This window comes from Streptomyces sp. NRRL S-920 (assembly GCF_000717945.1).
In the GTDB taxonomy this organism is placed as follows: domain Bacteria; phylum Actinomycetota; class Actinomycetes; order Streptomycetales; family Streptomycetaceae; genus Streptomyces; species Streptomyces alboniger.
In genome coordinates this window covers 33,444-48,873 of the sequence record NZ_JODF01000017.1, presented here as the reverse complement: position 1 = coordinate 48,873, position 15,430 = coordinate 33,444, and the positions used below count along the sequence as shown (strand labels likewise).

Sequence of the window (15,430 nt, the reverse complement as noted above, 5' to 3'; positions counted from 1 at the left end):
GAGAACCTTTGCTTGGGAAGGGGGTACGGACATGTCGCACTCGGAAGAGCGCACGGAAGAGGGCGGATCACCTGCGGTGGCGCCCACGACAGGGCCCACGGCAGCGCCCGCGGCACACGACGACGACCGGCTGACTCCGGTGCTGCGCCCGGTGCGGGCGGGCAACGGCTTCGAGGAGGCCCTGGAGCAGATCCTCCAGGTCGTCCGCCTCGGCTTGGTGCCGGGCGGTGAACGCCTGCCGTCGGAGCGGGAGTTGGCCGACCGCCTCGGCATCAGCCGGGTCACGCTCCGCGAGGTCCTGAAGGTGCTGACGGACCAGGGGCTGGTCGAGTCGCGGCGCGGGCGCTACGGCGGCACGTTCGTACGGCCACGCCCCGAGGCGCCGGGCGAGGACGAGCTGCGCCGCCGCATCAAGGACGTCGACGTGGAGGACGCGCTGCGCTTCCGCGAGGTTCTGGAAGTGGGCGCCGCCGGACTCTGCGCGGCGCACGGCCTGACCGGCGAGCAGGCCGACCGGCTGCGCACGGCGCTCGCACAGACGCACGACGCCCCCCTGTCGGAGTACCGCCGCCTGGACACCCTGCTGCATCTCACGCTCGCCGAGCTGTGCGGCTCACCGACGCTCACCGCGCAGTACGCGGCGGTCCGCGCGACCGTCAACGACCTCCTGGACTGCATCCCGCTGCTCGTACGCAACCTGGAGCACTCGCAGCGCCAGCACACCGCGCTCGTGGAGGCGGTGCTCGACGGCGACGCCGACGGCGCGCGGGAGATGATGCGCGAGCACTGCGCGGGGACGGCGGCGCTGCTGCGGGGATTCCTGACCTGAGGAGCGGGCAGGGCGCCTGTGAGGAGCGGTTAACCATCGCGTAACGCAGGGGTCTTGCTTTCTCGGCCCCCGGACGGCAAAGGTATGGATCCGTTCCATTGAGTCACCCGCCGCAGTGCCGTCGTAGGGGAGCCGTGCCATGACCGTGGAGTCCAGCAAGCCGAGCCCAGCCGAACCACCGGACGACTATCTGGAGCGCCGGACGCTCCGCCGGGGCAGTGCGGGCTGGCTGCTGCTCACCGGGCTCGGCGTCGCCTACGTCGTCTCGGGCGACTTCTCGGGCTGGAACTACGGTCTGGCCGAGGGCGGCTTCGGCGGCCTCGGCATCGCCATGGCGCTCATGGGCGTGATGTACGCGTGCATGGTCTTCTCACTCGCCGAGCTGTCGTCCGTGCTGCCCACGGCGGGTGGCGGATACGGCTTCGCGCGCCGGGCGCTCGGCCCCTGGGGCGGTTTCCTGACGGGCACGGCCATCCTCATCGAGTACATCCTGGCGCCCGCCGCGATCTCCATCTTCATCGGCGACTACGTCGCGTCGCTCGGTCTCTTCGGCCTGACCTCGGGCTGGCCGGTCTACCTCGCCTGCTTCGTCATCTTCATCGGCATCCACCTGTGGGGCGTCGGCGAGGCGCTGCGCTTCAGCTTCGTCGTGACCGGCATCGCGGTGGCGGCGCTGCTGGTCTTCGCCGTCGGCGCGTTCATGGACTTCGACGCGTCGAAGCTCAACGACATCCCCGTCGAGGCGGACGCCTTCGGCGCCAACTCCTGGCTCCCGATGGGCCTGCTCGGCATCTGGGCGGCGTTCCCCTTCGGCATGTGGTTCTTCCTCGGAGTCGAGGGGGTGCCGCTGGCGGCCGAGGAGACGAAGGACCCGGCGCGTACGCTGCCGCGCGCGATCCGCTGGTCGATGGCCATCCTCGTCGCCCTCGCGCTCCTCACCTTCTTCGCGTCGGCCGGCGCGCGCGGCGCGGACGCGATCCAGGACGCGGGCAACCCCCTGGTCGAGGCGCTCCAGCCGGACGGCGAGGCGACGGGCCTGAGCCGCGTCATCAACTACGCGGGGCTCGCGGGCCTGGTGGCGTCCTTCTTCTCCCTCATCTACGCGGGTTCGCGCCAGCTCTTCGCGCTCTCCCGCGCGGGCTATCTGCCCCGCTTCCTCTCCCTCACCAGCAGCCGCAAGGCCCCCTACCTCGGCCTGCTCGTCCCCGGCGCGATCGGCTTCGGGCTCGCCGCGGCGACCGGCGACGGCGCCCGCATGCTGAACGTCGCGGTGTTCGGCGCGACCATCTCGTACGCCCTGATGTCGCTGTCGCACATCGTGCTGCGCCGCCGCGAGCCGGGTCTTGAGCGCCCCTACCGCACCCCCGGCGGCGTCCTGACCTCGTCGGTCGCGCTGGTCCTCGCCTGCGCGGCGCTGGTCGCCACCTTCCTGGTGGACGTGACGGCGGCGCTCATCGCGCTCGGGGTGTACGCGGTCGCGATCGCGTACTTCGGGATCTACAGCCGCAAGCACCTCGTGGCGCGCGCGCCGGAGGAGGAGTTCGCGGCGCTCGCGGCGGCCGAGGCAGAGTTGACGCGCGACTGATGACCGCGGGACCGGCACCACGAAGGAGAACAGATTGAGCACCAGGCCGCTGATCGGTGTCAGCACCTACCTGGAGTCGAGGGCGAGCTGGGGCGTGTGGGAGCTGCCCGCGGCCCTGCTGCCCCTGGGGTATCCGCGCCAGGTGCAGGCGGCGGGCGGCATCGCCGCGATGCTCCCCCCGGACGATCCTTCGTACGCGGGTTCCGTTGTCGCCCGGTTGGACGGTGTGGTCATCGCGGGCGGGCCCGATGTCGAGCCGGTGCGCTACGGCGCCGAGCGCGAGGCGCGCACGGGGCCACCCGCGCGGGAGCGGGACGCCTGGGAACTCGCCCTCATCGAGGCGGCGTTGTCCTCGGGGACGCCGCTGCTCGGCATCTGCCGGGGCATGCAGCTCATGAACGTGGCGCTCGGCGGGACGCTGGTCCAGCACCTGGAGGGACACGTGGAACTGCCGGGCGTCTTCGGCACGCACACGGTGAAGCCGGTGCCGGGCACGCTCTACGAGTCGATCGTTCCGGACGCCTGCACGGACGTACCGACCTACCACCACCAGGCCGTGGACCGCCTCGGCAGGGACCTCGCCCCCTCGGCGCACGCGGAGGACGGCACGGTGGAGGCCATCGAACTCCCCTCCCCCGCCTGGGCGCTGGGCGTGCAGTGGCACCCGGAGGCGGGCCAGGACACGCGCGTCATGACGGCACTGGTCCGGGCCGCTACCTGAGCGGGCCGCTCGTCCGCGTGAGCCCCAGCAGATCCCTCCCCGGTCCGGCCGGCCGATGCCCCGTCGGCCACACCGCCCGCAGTTCGCGGCGCAGGAGCACGTCGTCCAGGGGGATCTCCACCAGGCGCCGCGCCGCCAGTTCCTCGCCCACCGCAAGCTCGCTCAGGACCGAGGGGCCCGCGCCGCTGACCGCCGACGCCTTGACCGCCGTGGTGGAGGACAGTTCGATCAGCGGGCGGGCCAGACCGCCGAGTGCCGCGTCGAGGACCTGCCGGGTGCCCGAGCCCTCCTCGCGGAGGATCAGCGGGGTCGCCGCCAGTTCCGCCGCGCCCAGCGGCCTGCCGCGCCGCGCCCAGGGGTGCCCGGGCGCCGTCACCACGACCAGCCGGTCGTGCGCGATGACCACGCCGTCGAGACCGGCCGGCACGGTCAGCCCCTCGACGAAGCCGAGGTCCGCCTCACCGGCCAGCAACCGGGCCGCCACGGCCGCGGAGTTGCCCGCGAGGAGCGAGACGGCCGTGTCCGGCCGCTGGGTCCGCAGTGCGATGAGCCAGCCCGGCAGCAGATACTCGGCGATCGTCATGCTCGCCGCGACCCGCAGCCGTGAGTCCCGCCGGTCGCGCAGCGCCTGCGCCCCCGCGTCGAAGGCCTCCGCCGCCTCCACGATCCGCCCCGCCCAGTCCGTGACGAGCGCCCCCGCGTCCGTGAGGCGCGAGCCGCGCGGCGACCGGTCGACGAGCGCGACGCCGAGCTGCCGCTCCATGGCACGGACCCTGCCGCTCGCCGCGGGCTGCGTGATGCCCAGCTCCCGCGCGGCCCGCCCGAGGCTGCCGAGCCGGGCCACGGCGAGCAGCAGCTGGAGCGCCCCGAGGTCGGGGACGCGGTGCGCGAGCGACGCCTCCGCCGAGGCGGGCGGGGAGGCGGCGGGAGAGGGCTGACTCATAAAGCCAGCTTATGCCCCCATAGGAGCGTACTCCCTGGTGGAGGCCCCGCCCCTGGACGACGCTGAATCCATGGTCACCGCCGCCCACCCCGCCCAGCTGCTCCGCACCACCCCCTCGGCCCCCGGCACCCGCTTCCCCGCGGTCCGCCACCTCGGCCCGAACTGGTACGCGTCCGTCATGGGCACCGCCGTCATCGCCAACGCCGGCGCCACCCTCCCCTACCGGTTCACCGGGCTGCGCACGACCTGCACCGCCGTCTGGGCGCTCTCCCTCGCGATGCTCGCCGTGCTGCTCACCGCCCGCGCCGCGCACTGGATCCACCACCGCGACCAGGCCCGCGCCCATCTCCTCGACCCGGGCGTCGCACCCTTCTACGGCTGTCTGTCGATGGCGCTGACCGCGGTCGGCGCCGGCACCCTGCTCGTGGGCGGGGACTGGATCGGCGCCGGCCCCGCCGTCGCGATCGACGCCGTGCTGTTCACCCTCGGCACCGCCGTCGGGCTCGCCGCGGCCGTCGCCGTCCCGTACCTGATGGTGGTCCGGCACCGCATCACCGCCGACCAGGCCTCGCCCGTATGGCTGCTGCCCGTGGTGGCGCCCATGGTGTCGGCCGCCGTCGGCCCGCTGCTCATCCCGCACCTGCCCGCGGGCCAGGCCCAGCAGACCCTGCTGTACGCGTGCTGCGCGATGTTCGGCCTGAGCCTGCTCGCCACCCTGGTCATGCTGCCGGTGATATTCGCCCGCCTGGTGACCGCGGGCCCGCTGCCGACCGCGCTCACCCCTACTCTCTTCCTCGTGCTCGGCCCCCTGGGCCAGTCGACCACCGCCGCCAACAAGTTCGCGGACGCCGCCCCCGGTGTCGTACCCGCCCCGCTCGACCAGGGCTTCCTCGTCCTCGCCGTGCTCTACGGCATACCGGTGACGGGCTTCGCCCTCCTGTGGCTGGCGCTCGCGCTCGCCATGGTGCGGCGGGCCCGGCGCGGCGGCATGGGCTTCGCGATGACCTGGTGGGCGTTCACCTTCCCCGTCGGCACCTGCGTGACGGGCGCGGAGGGCCTCGGCAAGCACACCGGGCTCGCGGTGTTCGACTGGCTCGCGGCCGGGCTCTACGTCTTCCTCCTGGCCGCCTGGGCCGTGGCGCTGGCCCGCACCCTGCGCGGCGTCGTCACCGGCAGGCTGCTCGCAGCGCCGCGCTGAGCACGGCGGGGGCCTCCACCAAGGAGGGCCCGTACCAGGTCAGATGGCGGCCGCTGACCAGCGCGACCGGCGTACGCGTCGAGAACGCCTCGGGGCCGTCCTCACGCGTGAAGCGGTACGGCTCGTCGGGCAGGACCACCAGGTCGAGGTCCGCCGCGCGCAGTTCCTCCACAGGGACGCGCGGATAGCGTTCGGCGTGTGCGGCGTACGCGTTGTCCACGCCCATCCGGACGAGCAGGTCCCCCGCGAACGTGTCACGGCCGAGCACCATCCACGGCCGCCGCCAGATCGGAACCGCCGCCCTGAGCCGGACGGACGGGCAGGGCGGGTCCCACCACGCCGCCTCCGCCTCCTCCAGCCAGCGCGGCCGCCCGGCCCCGCACGCGGCGAGCACCCGCCGCAGCTCCCGGAAGGCCTGGTCCAGGGTGCGCACCTCGGTCAGGAGGACCTCGATGCCCGCCGCGCGCAGCTCCGCCAGGTCGGGGGCGCGGTTCTCCTCCTCGTTGGCGATCACCAGGTCGGGCGCGAGGGCCACGATGCCGGGCACGTCGGGGTTCTTGGTGCCGCCCACCCGGGTGACGTCGAGGTCCACCGGATGGCTGCACCAGTCGGTGGCCCCGACCAGCTCGCCCGGCACAGTCACGGCGACCGCCTCGGTCAGCGACGGCACGAGCGAGACGACCCGCATCTCAGCGCCCCCCGTCGTCCACCGCCTCGATGTGGTCCCCCACGGCGACCACCAGGACCCGTGTGTCCGGCACCGTGGCCCGCCAGCGATGGCGCACCCCGCCGGTGAGGAACAGGCTGTCGCCGCGTCCGAGGCGGTAGGCGCGGCCCTCCGCCTCCATCTCGACGGCACCCTCGACGACGTACAGCAGCTCGTCGTTCCTGTGCTGGAACTCGCGGCCCTCGTCGTGGTCCCCAATGAATTCCAGGACCTGGAGCTGGTGGTGACCGCGCGCCAGTTGGCGTACTCGCGCGTCGGGCGTCGAGGTGTCCAGATCCGTGTCGTCGTCCGCGCGCACCACCTCGACGGTGCGGGCGGGGTCGGCCGCGGCGAGCAGTTCCACGTCGGTGGTGCGCAGGGCGTCGGCGACGCGCAGGAGGGAGCGCCTGCTGGGCCGGGCGCGTTCGTTCTCGATCTGGCTGAGGAACGGTACGGACAGGCCGCTGCGCTCGGCGACGACGGCGAGGGTCAGCTCCAGCTGCCGGCGGCGGCGCCGCACGGCCGAGCCCACCCGCAGGGTCTCCTTCTGCTCGTCCATCGCCTCGGCTCCCTTCAGCGCGTCGGCCCGCTCTCAACCCTGAGGGGTTTTCTGCACCCTACGCATGTTCGCCAAACGGTTCTGCCCCGTTGCCCGGATGGCCGGATGCCCGGGTGCGCGGATGGCCGGATACCCCGGTGCGCGGCCGACCGGCTACAGCCTGTGCCAGTACAGCAGCTGCCCGGCCTCCCCGGGGGCGGAACCCTCACGCGGGATGAACAGGCTGACGAGCAGGGCGGGCCTGCCCCGCGGATCGGTCAGCAGGGTCGCGGAGGGGTTGGCGAAGGCGCGGCTGCCGCCGTGGGTGCGGACGTCGAGGCTGTCGGCGCGGCCGCTCACCGGGTCGTAGGCGTACGTGCCCCAGCTGCCGAAGTCCGACCGGCGCCCCTGACCCTCGATGAGGACCACGCGTTCTCCGCCCAGCTCGACGGGCGAGCGGTCGCCGATGTTGCCGCCGGTGCCCCAGGCGTGCACGGCGCGGTCCAGGCGCCGGTCGGGCTCGGCGTGCCAGTCCCGGAAGCCGGTGAGCGTGGCGCGCAGCTGGCGGTCGGTGTCGCAGCCCGCGCGGTAGTGCCCGGTGAGGTGGATGGTGGCGCCGCGCACGGACGTGATGCTCGGGGTCCCCTCGGCGCAGCGCGAGAGGGTCAGCGGGGCGTCGAAGGACCGGCGGGCGCGGCCGTCGAGCAGCGCCGCCAGGTCCTCGTAGGCACGGACGGCTATGTGGTTGCGGGGGTCCTTCTCGTACGCGAGGACGTAGCCGCCGCGTCCGTCGTGCGCGAGCGAGGCCTGGTGCGTGCCGGGCCCGAGGTCGTGGCGGCGCTGCCAGTGCCGCAGATCGGCGGAGGTGGCGACGGCCGCGTGGAAGCGGCCGTCGGACAGGAGCGTGTGGTAGACGGCGAGATAGCGGCCGTCGGGGGCCTGTTCGATCTGTGCGGCGTCCATGGTGCGGCCGGTGTGGTCGCGCGTGTCGTAGCGGTGCCCGTCGGCGGTCGTCACGTCCTCGGCGAGCGCGGTCAGGCGCGCGGTGCCGGCGGAGGCGGGGTCGGGGGCGGCGTCGGCCCGGGCCAGCTGCGCGAGCAGCAGGGCGGCGGCCAGGGCGAGCACGGCGGCGGTGAGCAGCGCCGTTCTCGGCTGCCTTGCGGTCACGGGTGGGGTCTCACGTTCAGTTGTCTTCGAGAAGGTGCCCGGTCGAGGCTAAGGAGTCGAGGCGCCCGCCGGAACGCCGGAAGGGGTGGGCTTCGCCACAGGGCGAGGCCCACCCCCCGAAAGCCACCGGTTGGCACCAGTCGGCACCGGCCGTCCGGTGCTACTTCGCGGCCGTCATCTTCTCCTCGAAGCCCGGGTTCTTCTTCAGCCAGGCGTCGACGGCCGCGGGCTCATGGCCCTTGCCCGCCTTGTTGATCTCGTTCTCCAGGCTGGCCAGTTCCTTCTCGCTCATCGTGAAGTCCTTGAGCCACTTCGTGAGCCGCGGGTACTGCTCGGGGAACCGCTTGCTGGAGATCGTGCGGATCGTGTCGCCCTTGCCGAAGGCGACCTTGGGGTCCTTGAGCTTGGTCAGGTCGTACTCGTTGTACGCCCAGTGCGGCGACCAGAGCAGGACCGCGACCGGCTCCTTCTTGGCGTACGCCGACTTCAGCTCGGAGAGCATGGCGGGCGTCGAACCGGAGACGATCTTGTACTCCTTGTCGAGGCCGTAGCCGGGCAGGACCTTGTCCTTGAGCGCCGTCATCACACCCGTGCCGGGTTCGATGCCGATGATCTTGCCCTTGAACCTGTCGCCCTTGCCCTTGAGGTCGGCGAGCGACTTCACGTCCTTGACGTAGGACGGGACGGCGACCTCCAGCGACGTCGGGCTGTACCAGGAGCCCAGGTCCTTGAGGTTCGCCTTGTTCTTGTCCCAGTACTGCTTCTGGGCCGTGGGAAGCCAGGCGTCGAGGTCCAGGTCGAGATCGCCCTGCGCGAGGGCGGTGTAGACGGGGCCGACGTCGGACGGCGTCAGCTTCATCTTGTAGCCGCGCTTCTCCAGGACACGCTTCCAGAGGTTGGTGACGGCGATGTTCTCGTCCCACGCGAAGTACGCGGCGTTCAGCGGCCGCTTCGCCTCGGCGGGGGTGGAGTCCTCCGGCAGCGGGGCCAGCTTGTCGACGACGCCCGGGTTCTTCTTCAGCCAGGCGCGGACGGCTTCCTGCTGCTTGCCCTTGCCCGCCTTGTTGATCTCCGCCTCCAGACCCGTGAGCTGCTTCTCGCTCATCTTGAAGTCCTTCAGCCACTTGGCGACCTGCGGGTTCTCCTCGGAGAAGCCCTTGCGCGCCAGTGTGTGCACGCCGTCGCCCTTGCCCCAGGCGCCCCTCGGGTCCTTGAGCTTCTTCAGGTCGAAGTCGCTGTACGCCCAGTGCGGCGACCAGAGCGTGGTGACGATCGGTTCCTTCTTGGCGTACGCGCGCTTCAGCTCGGCCAGCATCGCGGGCGTGGAGCCGTCGACGACCTTGTACTCCTTGTCGAGGCCGTACTCCTTCAGCACCTTGTCCTTGAGCAGGCCCATCATCCCGGCGCTCGACTCGATGCCGACGATCTTGCCCTTGAAGGTGCCGCTCTTGCCCTTGAGGTCATCGAGCGAGTCGACGCCCTTCACATAGGAGGGCACGGACAGCTCCAGCGAGGTCGGGCCGAACCACGCGCCCATGTCCTCCAGTTTGCCGCCGTACTTCTTCCAGTACGAGGCGTGCGTCGTCGGCAGCCAGGCGTCGGTCTGGAAGTCGACGCTGCCCTGCGCGAGCGAGGTGTAGAGGGGGCCCGCCTCCAGCTGCTTGGTCTGCGGCTTGAAGCCGCGCTGCTCCAGGATCTCCTTCCAGAGGAAGGTGGAGGCCACGCCCTCGTCCCAGGGGATGTAGCCGATGTTGATTCGCGTGCCCCGGCCGACGTCGGTTCCGTCCGTGGCGGCGGCCTCCTCGGACTTCGACCCGCCGAAGACGCCCATGCCGCCCGCGACGAGTGCGAGCACGACCACGCCGACGACCGCGACGGCGGCCTGCGGGCGGTAGGTCCAGATGTTCAGGCCCCGCGCGGCCCGCAGCTTGGCGGCGGCGCGGCGGCCCAGCGGGGAGACCTGGGTGCCGAGCGAGCTGGTCATCCGGTCCAGGTAGATGGCCAGGATGACGATGGCGACGCCCGCCTCGGAGCCGAGGCCCACGTTGAGCTGGCCGATGGCCTCGTTGACGTCGGCGCCCAGGCCCTCGGTGCCGACCATGCCCGCGATGGCGGCCATGGAAAGGCCCAGCATGATGACCTGGTTGACACCGGCCATGATCGTGGGGAGGGCGAGGGGCAGCTGAATGCGGAGCAGGATGTTCCGCGGTGTGGTGCCGAACGCGTCCGCGGCCTCGACCAGTTCCTTGTCGACCTGGCGGATGCCCAGCTCCGTCATGCGGACGCCGGGGGCGAGGGCGAAGATCAGGGTGGCGACGATGCCCGCGGGGGCGCCCATCCCGAAGAAGAGGATGGCGGGGATGAGATAGATCATCGCCGGCAGCGTCTGCATGAAGTCGAGCACCGGGCGGACAATGCCGCTGACCGTGCTGGACCGTGCCGCCCAAATACCCACGGGCACGGAGATGACGAGCGCGATGACCGTCGAGACGAGCACCAGGGACAGCGTCATCATCGCGTGGTCCCACAGCTCCAGCGAGACGATGAACGCGAAGCCCGCGAAGGTCAGCACACCGGCGACCACCCCGCGCAGCCAGAACGCGACGACGGCGAAGATGCCCGCGAGGAGCAGCGGCTCGGGCGCCTGGAGCACGTCGGCTATGCCGTCGTACGCGCCCTGGAAGACGGTCTTGAAGAAGTCGAACAGCCAGGACATATGGCTGAGCAGCCAGTCGACGCCGTCGTTGACCCACTCGCCGAAGGGAATCCTAGGCACCGCTGACCACCTTCTCGCTCTTCGGCTCGTCCTCGGGGCTCATCGGCTCGCCGAGTACGGCCAGCAGCCGCGCCCGGGGCACGACGCCGACGAGCTTGCCGTCCGCGTCGGTCACGGCGACCGGCACCACGCTGGTGGAGCAGGGCGTGAACAGTTCGATGATCGGGGTGTCCTCGGTGACGGTGGCGGGGGCATCGGCCCGTACGAAGTCGCTGTCGGGTTCGGCCATGATCGCGCCGGCGGTGAGCACCCGGGAGCGGTCGACGTCCTGGGTGAACGCGGCGACGTAGTCGTTGGCCGGGGTGACCAGGATGTCCTCGGCGTTGCCGATCTGGACGATGCGGCCGTCGCGCATGACGGCGATCTGGTCGCCCAGGCGCATGGCCTCGTTCAGGTCGTGGGTGATGAAGACGATGGTCTTCTTCAGCCGCTTCTGGAGTTCGAGGAGCTGGTCCTGCATGTCGCGCCGGATCAGCGGGTCGAGCGCGCTGAACGACTCGTCCATCAGGAGCAGGTCGGCGTCGGTGGCGAGCGCGCGGGCCAGGCCGACGCGCTGCTGCATACCGCCGGACAGCTCGTCGGGCCAGGACTTCTCCCAGCCCTTGAGGCCGGCCAGCTCCAGCGCCTCGGTGGCGCGCCTCTCGCGCTCGGCGCGCGGGACGCCCTGCACCTCAAGGCCGTACCCGGCGTTCTCCAGGACGCTGCGGTGCGGGAAGAGGGCGAAGTGCTGGAAGACCATGCTGATCTTCTTGGAGCGCACCTGGCGCATCTCGCGCGCGCTCAGCTCGGTGAGGTCCTGACCGTCGAAGCGGACGTGACCGGCCGTCGGCTCCGACAGTCCGTTGAGCATGCGCAGCAACGTGGACTTGCCGGATCCGGAGAGACCCATGACGACGAAGATCTGGCCCGGCTCGACCTCGAAGGAGGCGTCGATCACGGCGGCGGTGGTGCCGTCGGCGCGCAGCTCCTCCCGGTCGGCTCCGTGGCGGAGTTTCTCCACCGCGTCGGCGGGTCGTCTGCCGAACACCTTGTACAAGTGCTCGGCCTGGAGCCTGGACACATACACCTCTCGGGTTGAACCAAGACGGCCCGCCTCCCCCGCCGACGGGCCGTGGAACGCGATGGCGTCGGGCCATTTGCCCGATCGAAATGTTGAATCCTCGACTGGGTCGGTTCCGGCGGCGCGCCTGCCCCGACTCGAAGAAGTCAAACCAGAGAGTGGCCCAGCTCACGTGTTACGGGTTCGGTGCCGGTCAGGGCCGCTGTCGGTGCCGTGCGGCATGATGCGCACCGTGACTCAGCGAACACGACGGCTCATGCTTCTCGACACGGCCTCCCTCTACTTCCGGGCCTACTTCGGAGTCCCGGATTCCGTGAAGGCCCCGGACGGCACCTCGGTCAACGCCGTGCGCGGGCTGCTCGACTTCATCGCCCGGCTCGTCCAGGACCACCGCCCGGACGACCTGGTCGCCTGCATGGACGCGGACTGGCGCCCCCACTGGCGGGTGGAGCTGATCCCCTCCTACAAGGCGCACCGCGTCGCCGAGGAGGTCGCGCAGGGCCCGGACGCCGAGGAGATCCCCGACACCCTCTCCCCGCAGGTGCCGGTGATCGAGGAGGTCCTGGACGCGCTCGGCATCGCACGCGTGGGCGTACGGGCGTACGAGGCGGACGACGTCATCGGCACCTTCGCGGGCCGCGCCACGGGACCGGTGGACATCGTCACCGGCGACCGCGACCTCTATCAGCTGGTCGACGACGAGCGCGACATCCGCGTCCTCTATCCCTTGAAGGGGGTCGGCACCCTCCAGATCACCGACGAGGCGTGGCTGCGCGAGAAGTACGGCGTGGACGGGCCCGGCTATGTCGACCTGGCCCTGCTGCGCGGCGACCCGAGCGACGGCCTGCCCGGCGTGCCCGGCATCGGCGAGAAGACGGCGGCCAAGCTGCTCGACGCCTTCGGTGACCTGGCCGGGATCATGGCCGCGGTCGACGACCCGAAGTCGAAGCTCACCCCCTCGCAGCGCAAGCGGCTCGACGAGTCCCGGGCGTACGTGGCGGTCGCGCCGAAGGTGGTCCGCGTCGCCGGTGACGTGCCCCTGCCCGAGGTGGACGTGGCGCTGCCGCGCGAGCCGCGCGACCCGGTGGCCCTTGAGGAACTGGCCGAGCGGTGGAACCTGGGCGGTTCGCTTCAGCGACTCCTCTCCACCCTCCAGGCCTGAGATGTTAGCTTAGGTAAGCCTAACTAACTATGGATCAGGGGAGGCCGTCGCCGATGGCAGAACGTCCGGCACGCAAAGCGCCGCAGACCCACGCCGCACAGGTCGTACGCACGGAGCGGCTGACCCCGCACATGCAGCGCGTGGTCCTCGGCGGCGAGGGTCTCGTCGCGTTCACGGCGGGAGAGTGCACCGATCACTACGTGAAGCTCCTCTTCGACGCCGAGGGGGTCACCTGTCCGGAGCCCTTCGACATCCAGCGGATCCGCGAGGAGTTCCCCCGCGAGCAGTGGCCGGTCACCCGGACGTACACCGTGCGCTGGTGGGACCCCGAGGCCCGTGAGCTGGCCCTCGACTTCGTGATCCACGGCGACGAGGGCCTCGCGGGCCCCTGGGCACGCGACGCCCGGCCGGGCGACACGATCCGCTTCCTCGGCCCCGGCGGCGGCTACGCCCCGGACGCGGGCGCCGACTGGCACCTGCTCGCGGGTGACGAGAGCGCCCTGCCCGCGATCGCCGCGGCGGCCGAGGCGCTTCCCGCGGGCGCCGTCGCCCGCGTCTTCGTGGAGGTCGAGGGCCCCGACGAGGAGCAGAAGATCGCGACGGACGCGGAGGTCGTGTGGCTGCACCGCGCGAACCGCCCCGTCGGCCAGGCCCTGATCGAGGCCGTACGTTCCCTGGAGTGGCCCGAGGGTGACGTCCAGGCGTTCGTCCATGGCGAGGCGGGCTTCGTGAAGGAGTTGCGCCGCTATCTCCGCGTGGAGCGCGAACTGCCCCGCGAACGCCTGTCGATCTCCGGCTACTGGCGCCTCGGCCACAACGAGGACGGCTGGCAGGCGTCGAAGCGGGAGTGGAACGCGCAGGTGGAGGCGGAGCAGGAAAGCGCGGCATAAGCGCCGCGCCTGCCGTCGGCCCGGTCGGCCTCGCGGCGTTTCGCTCCGCGGGGTCGGCCGGTCAACGGCCGTAGGGGCTGACGTCCGTGGCCGACGGCCGACCGTGGTCCGTCCTCGCGCAGTTCCCCGCGCCCCTTCCAGGGGCGCTCACTCCTCGCGGCTCAGAGGCGGCCCCCGTGTCAGGCCCGCAGGCCCCGTCACGCCACGTCGCCGTCCCCCGCGATCCGCGCGTGCAGATGCATGTCGTGCCAGCCGTCCGCGTGCAGCAGCGCGCTGCGCTTGACGCCCTCCGCGGTGAAGCCGCTCTTCGCGGCGACGCGGCACGACGCCTCGTTGGCTGTCGCGTGCGTCAACTCAAGCCGGTGCAGGCCCACTTCAACGAAGGCCCACCGCGAAAGGGTCTCCACGGCCCGCGGGGCGATACCCCGGCCGCGCGCCAACGGCATGGTCCAGTAGGCGACTTCGGCCTGACCCTCGGGGAGCGTGATCTGCCGCAGGGCAGCCCGCCCGACCACCTCGTCCGTGGCGGCGTCGGCGATCGCCCAGTACGCGTCGCGCTCGTCGGCCCAGGCCTTGCGCCAGTCCTCGATCCAGCCGAGCGCCTCACTCTCGGACTCGGCCACGCGGGCGTGCCAGCGCTGGATCACGGGGTCCTGGAACGCCTCGTACACGGCGGAGGCATCCGCGGCCGCCCAGGGGCGCAGGACGAGACCGCCGGGGACGGGGAGCACGGGCTGTTCCCGGCGGGCGAGGGTACCGGGCGCGACGACGTCGGAGATCTGGAAGGGCATGCCCTCATCGTGGCAGCGCAGGCGCACGCGACGGCACTGCTTTTCCGGGCCTCGGCGGCCGGTGACCCACCCTGATCTGCGGCGCCCCCGTACGCTGGCCTTCTGATGAGACGCAAGCCCCGCATCCCGCCCGCCCCGCTCCCCCAGCGCGACGGCGTCGACCCCGTCAGGGTCAAGCTGCCGCCCGAGGGTGCGTGGGCGACCGTCCGCGACCATCTGGTGGAGCGGCTCGCGGCCGGGGACGGGGTCATCGACGCGATGCTGCGCGGCGGCGAGATCGTCGGCGCGGACGGCACACCGATCACCCCGGACGCGCCCTACGCGCCGGGGTCCTTCGTGTGGTTCCACCGCGATCCGCCCGATGAGGTGCCCGTGCCGTTCGCGCTCGACGTCGTCCACCGGGACGAGCACATCGTCGTCGTGGACAAGCCCCACTTCCTCGCCACGATGCCCCGCGGCAGCCACGTCACCCAGACCGCCCTCGCCCGGCTGCGTACGGAACTCGACCTTCCCACGCTGGGCGCCGCTCACCGCCTCGACCGGCTGACCGCCGGGCTCCTCCTGTTCACCGTGCGCCCCGAGGAACGCGGCGCGTACCAGACACTGTTCCGCGATCGCCGCGTACACAAGGAGTACGAGGCGGTGGCGGCGTACGACCCGGAGGTGCCGCTCCCCCGCACCGTACGCAGCCACATCGAGAAGGAGCGCGGCGTTATCGCGGCCTACGAGGTCGAGGGCGCCGAGCCCAACAGTGAGAGCCGCGTCGAACTCGTCGAGCACCGCGGCGGCCTCGGCCGCTACCGTCTGACCCCGCACACCGGCCGCACCCACCAACTCCGCGTCCACATGAACGCGTTGGGGCTGCCGATCCTCGGCGACCCGGTCTATCCGGTGGTGACCGGACCCGTACCGCCGGACGACTTCCGGCGGCCCCTGCAACTCCTGGCGCGCGTCCTGGAGTTCACGGATCCGGTCACGGGCGTGGCGCACCGCTTCGTGAGCGGACGGACGCTCGGCGCGTGGTCGGCGTACGACGACTGGAACCAGTAGCCGCACGCCCCCAC

Annotated in this window: 14 protein-coding genes; 7 read left to right on the top strand and 7 right to left on the bottom strand. The window is 71.8% G+C overall.

Going from position 1 to position 15,430, the window contains the following annotated elements; all coding sequences use genetic code 11:
* Positions 1-31 precede the first annotated feature (31 nt).
* The 3 genes from IG54_RS0115030 to IG54_RS0115020 all read left to right on the top strand — a co-directional run bounded on the left by IG54_RS0115030 (position 32) and on the right by IG54_RS0115020 (position 3,135).
* The gene (locus IG54_RS0115030; protein ID WP_234336173.1) at positions 32-829 is read left to right on the top strand and encodes a FadR/GntR family transcriptional regulator; all 798 of its coding nucleotides are present in this window, start codon (positions 32-34) and stop codon (positions 827-829) included.
* A gap of 139 nt (positions 830-968) precedes the next feature.
* Positions 969-2,414, top strand: a complete 1,446-nt coding sequence (gene eat, locus IG54_RS0115025) for an ethanolamine permease (protein ID WP_030782995.1) — start codon at positions 969-971, stop codon at positions 2,412-2,414.
* Positions 2,415-2,448: 34 nt separating this feature from the next.
* A complete protein-coding gene (locus IG54_RS0115020) occupies positions 2,449-3,135 on the top strand; it encodes a gamma-glutamyl-gamma-aminobutyrate hydrolase family protein (protein WP_030782992.1) in 687 nt (228 codons plus the stop codon).
* Here the strand turns inward: IG54_RS0115020 and IG54_RS0115015 are convergent.
* Positions 3,128-4,078 carry a LysR family transcriptional regulator gene (locus tag IG54_RS0115015; protein ID WP_030782989.1) on the bottom strand — a complete coding sequence of 317 codons (951 nt, stop codon included), beginning with the start codon at positions 4,076-4,078 and terminating at the stop codon, positions 3,128-3,130. The two genes, IG54_RS0115020 and IG54_RS0115015, sit on opposite strands and share 8 nt — an antisense overlap.
* 70 nt (positions 4,079-4,148) lie before the next feature.
* Here IG54_RS0115015 and IG54_RS0115010 point away from each other — a divergent pair, with 70 nt between their 5' ends.
* Positions 4,149-5,276, top strand: a complete 1,128-nt coding sequence (locus IG54_RS0115010) for a TDT family transporter (protein WP_030782988.1) — start codon at positions 4,149-4,151, stop codon at positions 5,274-5,276.
* Here the strand turns inward: IG54_RS0115010 and IG54_RS0115005 are convergent.
* From IG54_RS0115005 to IG54_RS0114985, 5 genes are all read right to left on the bottom strand, one after another.
* Entirely contained in the window at positions 5,245-5,964 is a 720-nt protein-coding gene (locus IG54_RS0115005) for a helical backbone metal receptor (RefSeq protein WP_030782985.1), read from the bottom strand. The two genes, IG54_RS0115010 and IG54_RS0115005, sit on opposite strands and share 32 nt — an antisense overlap.
* A 1-nt stretch (position 5,965) precedes the next feature.
* Positions 5,966-6,541 (bottom strand): helix-turn-helix domain-containing protein, encoded by a 576-nt coding sequence (locus IG54_RS0115000; RefSeq protein WP_030782982.1) that lies wholly within the window; start codon positions 6,539-6,541, stop codon positions 5,966-5,968.
* Between the two features lie 153 nt (positions 6,542-6,694).
* Positions 6,695-7,687: a hypothetical protein gene (locus tag IG54_RS0114995; RefSeq protein WP_030782979.1), complete on the bottom strand. Its 993-nt coding sequence runs from the start codon at positions 7,685-7,687 to the stop codon at positions 6,695-6,697.
* Between the two features lie 160 nt (positions 7,688-7,847).
* Positions 7,848-10,463: an ABC transporter permease/substrate binding protein gene (locus tag IG54_RS0114990; RefSeq protein WP_030782976.1), complete on the bottom strand. Its 2,616-nt coding sequence runs from the start codon at positions 10,461-10,463 to the stop codon at positions 7,848-7,850.
* Positions 10,456-11,523 carry a quaternary amine ABC transporter ATP-binding protein gene (locus IG54_RS0114985; protein WP_030782973.1) on the bottom strand — a complete coding sequence of 356 codons (1,068 nt, stop codon included), beginning with the start codon at positions 11,521-11,523 and terminating at the stop codon, positions 10,456-10,458. The genes IG54_RS0114990 and IG54_RS0114985 overlap by 8 nt, the downstream gene beginning before the upstream one ends.
* Positions 11,524-11,746: 223 nt before the next feature.
* On the opposite strand from IG54_RS0114985, the gene IG54_RS0114980 reads away from it, so the two are divergent.
* Both IG54_RS0114980 and IG54_RS0114975 read left to right on the top strand, forming a co-directional pair.
* Positions 11,747-12,685 (top strand): 5'-3' exonuclease, encoded by a 939-nt coding sequence (locus IG54_RS0114980; RefSeq protein WP_420712255.1) that lies wholly within the window; start codon positions 11,747-11,749, stop codon positions 12,683-12,685.
* Positions 12,686-12,738: 53 nt separating this feature from the next.
* Positions 12,739-13,575, top strand: coding sequence for a siderophore-interacting protein (locus IG54_RS0114975; RefSeq protein ID WP_030782967.1), 837 nt, complete (start codon positions 12,739-12,741; stop codon positions 13,573-13,575).
* A 197-nt stretch (positions 13,576-13,772) separates the two neighbouring features.
* Here IG54_RS0114975 and IG54_RS0114970 read toward each other — a convergent pair whose 3' ends face one another.
* Positions 13,773-14,366 (bottom strand): GNAT family N-acetyltransferase, encoded by a 594-nt coding sequence (locus IG54_RS0114970; RefSeq protein ID WP_030782965.1) that lies wholly within the window; start codon positions 14,364-14,366, stop codon positions 13,773-13,775.
* A 105-nt stretch (positions 14,367-14,471) separates the two neighbouring features.
* On the opposite strand from IG54_RS0114970, the gene IG54_RS0114965 reads away from it, so the two are divergent.
* Positions 14,472-15,416, top strand: a complete 945-nt coding sequence (locus IG54_RS0114965; protein WP_030782963.1) for an RluA family pseudouridine synthase — start codon at positions 14,472-14,474, stop codon at positions 15,414-15,416.
* The last annotated feature ends 14 nt before the right edge of the window (positions 15,417-15,430 follow it).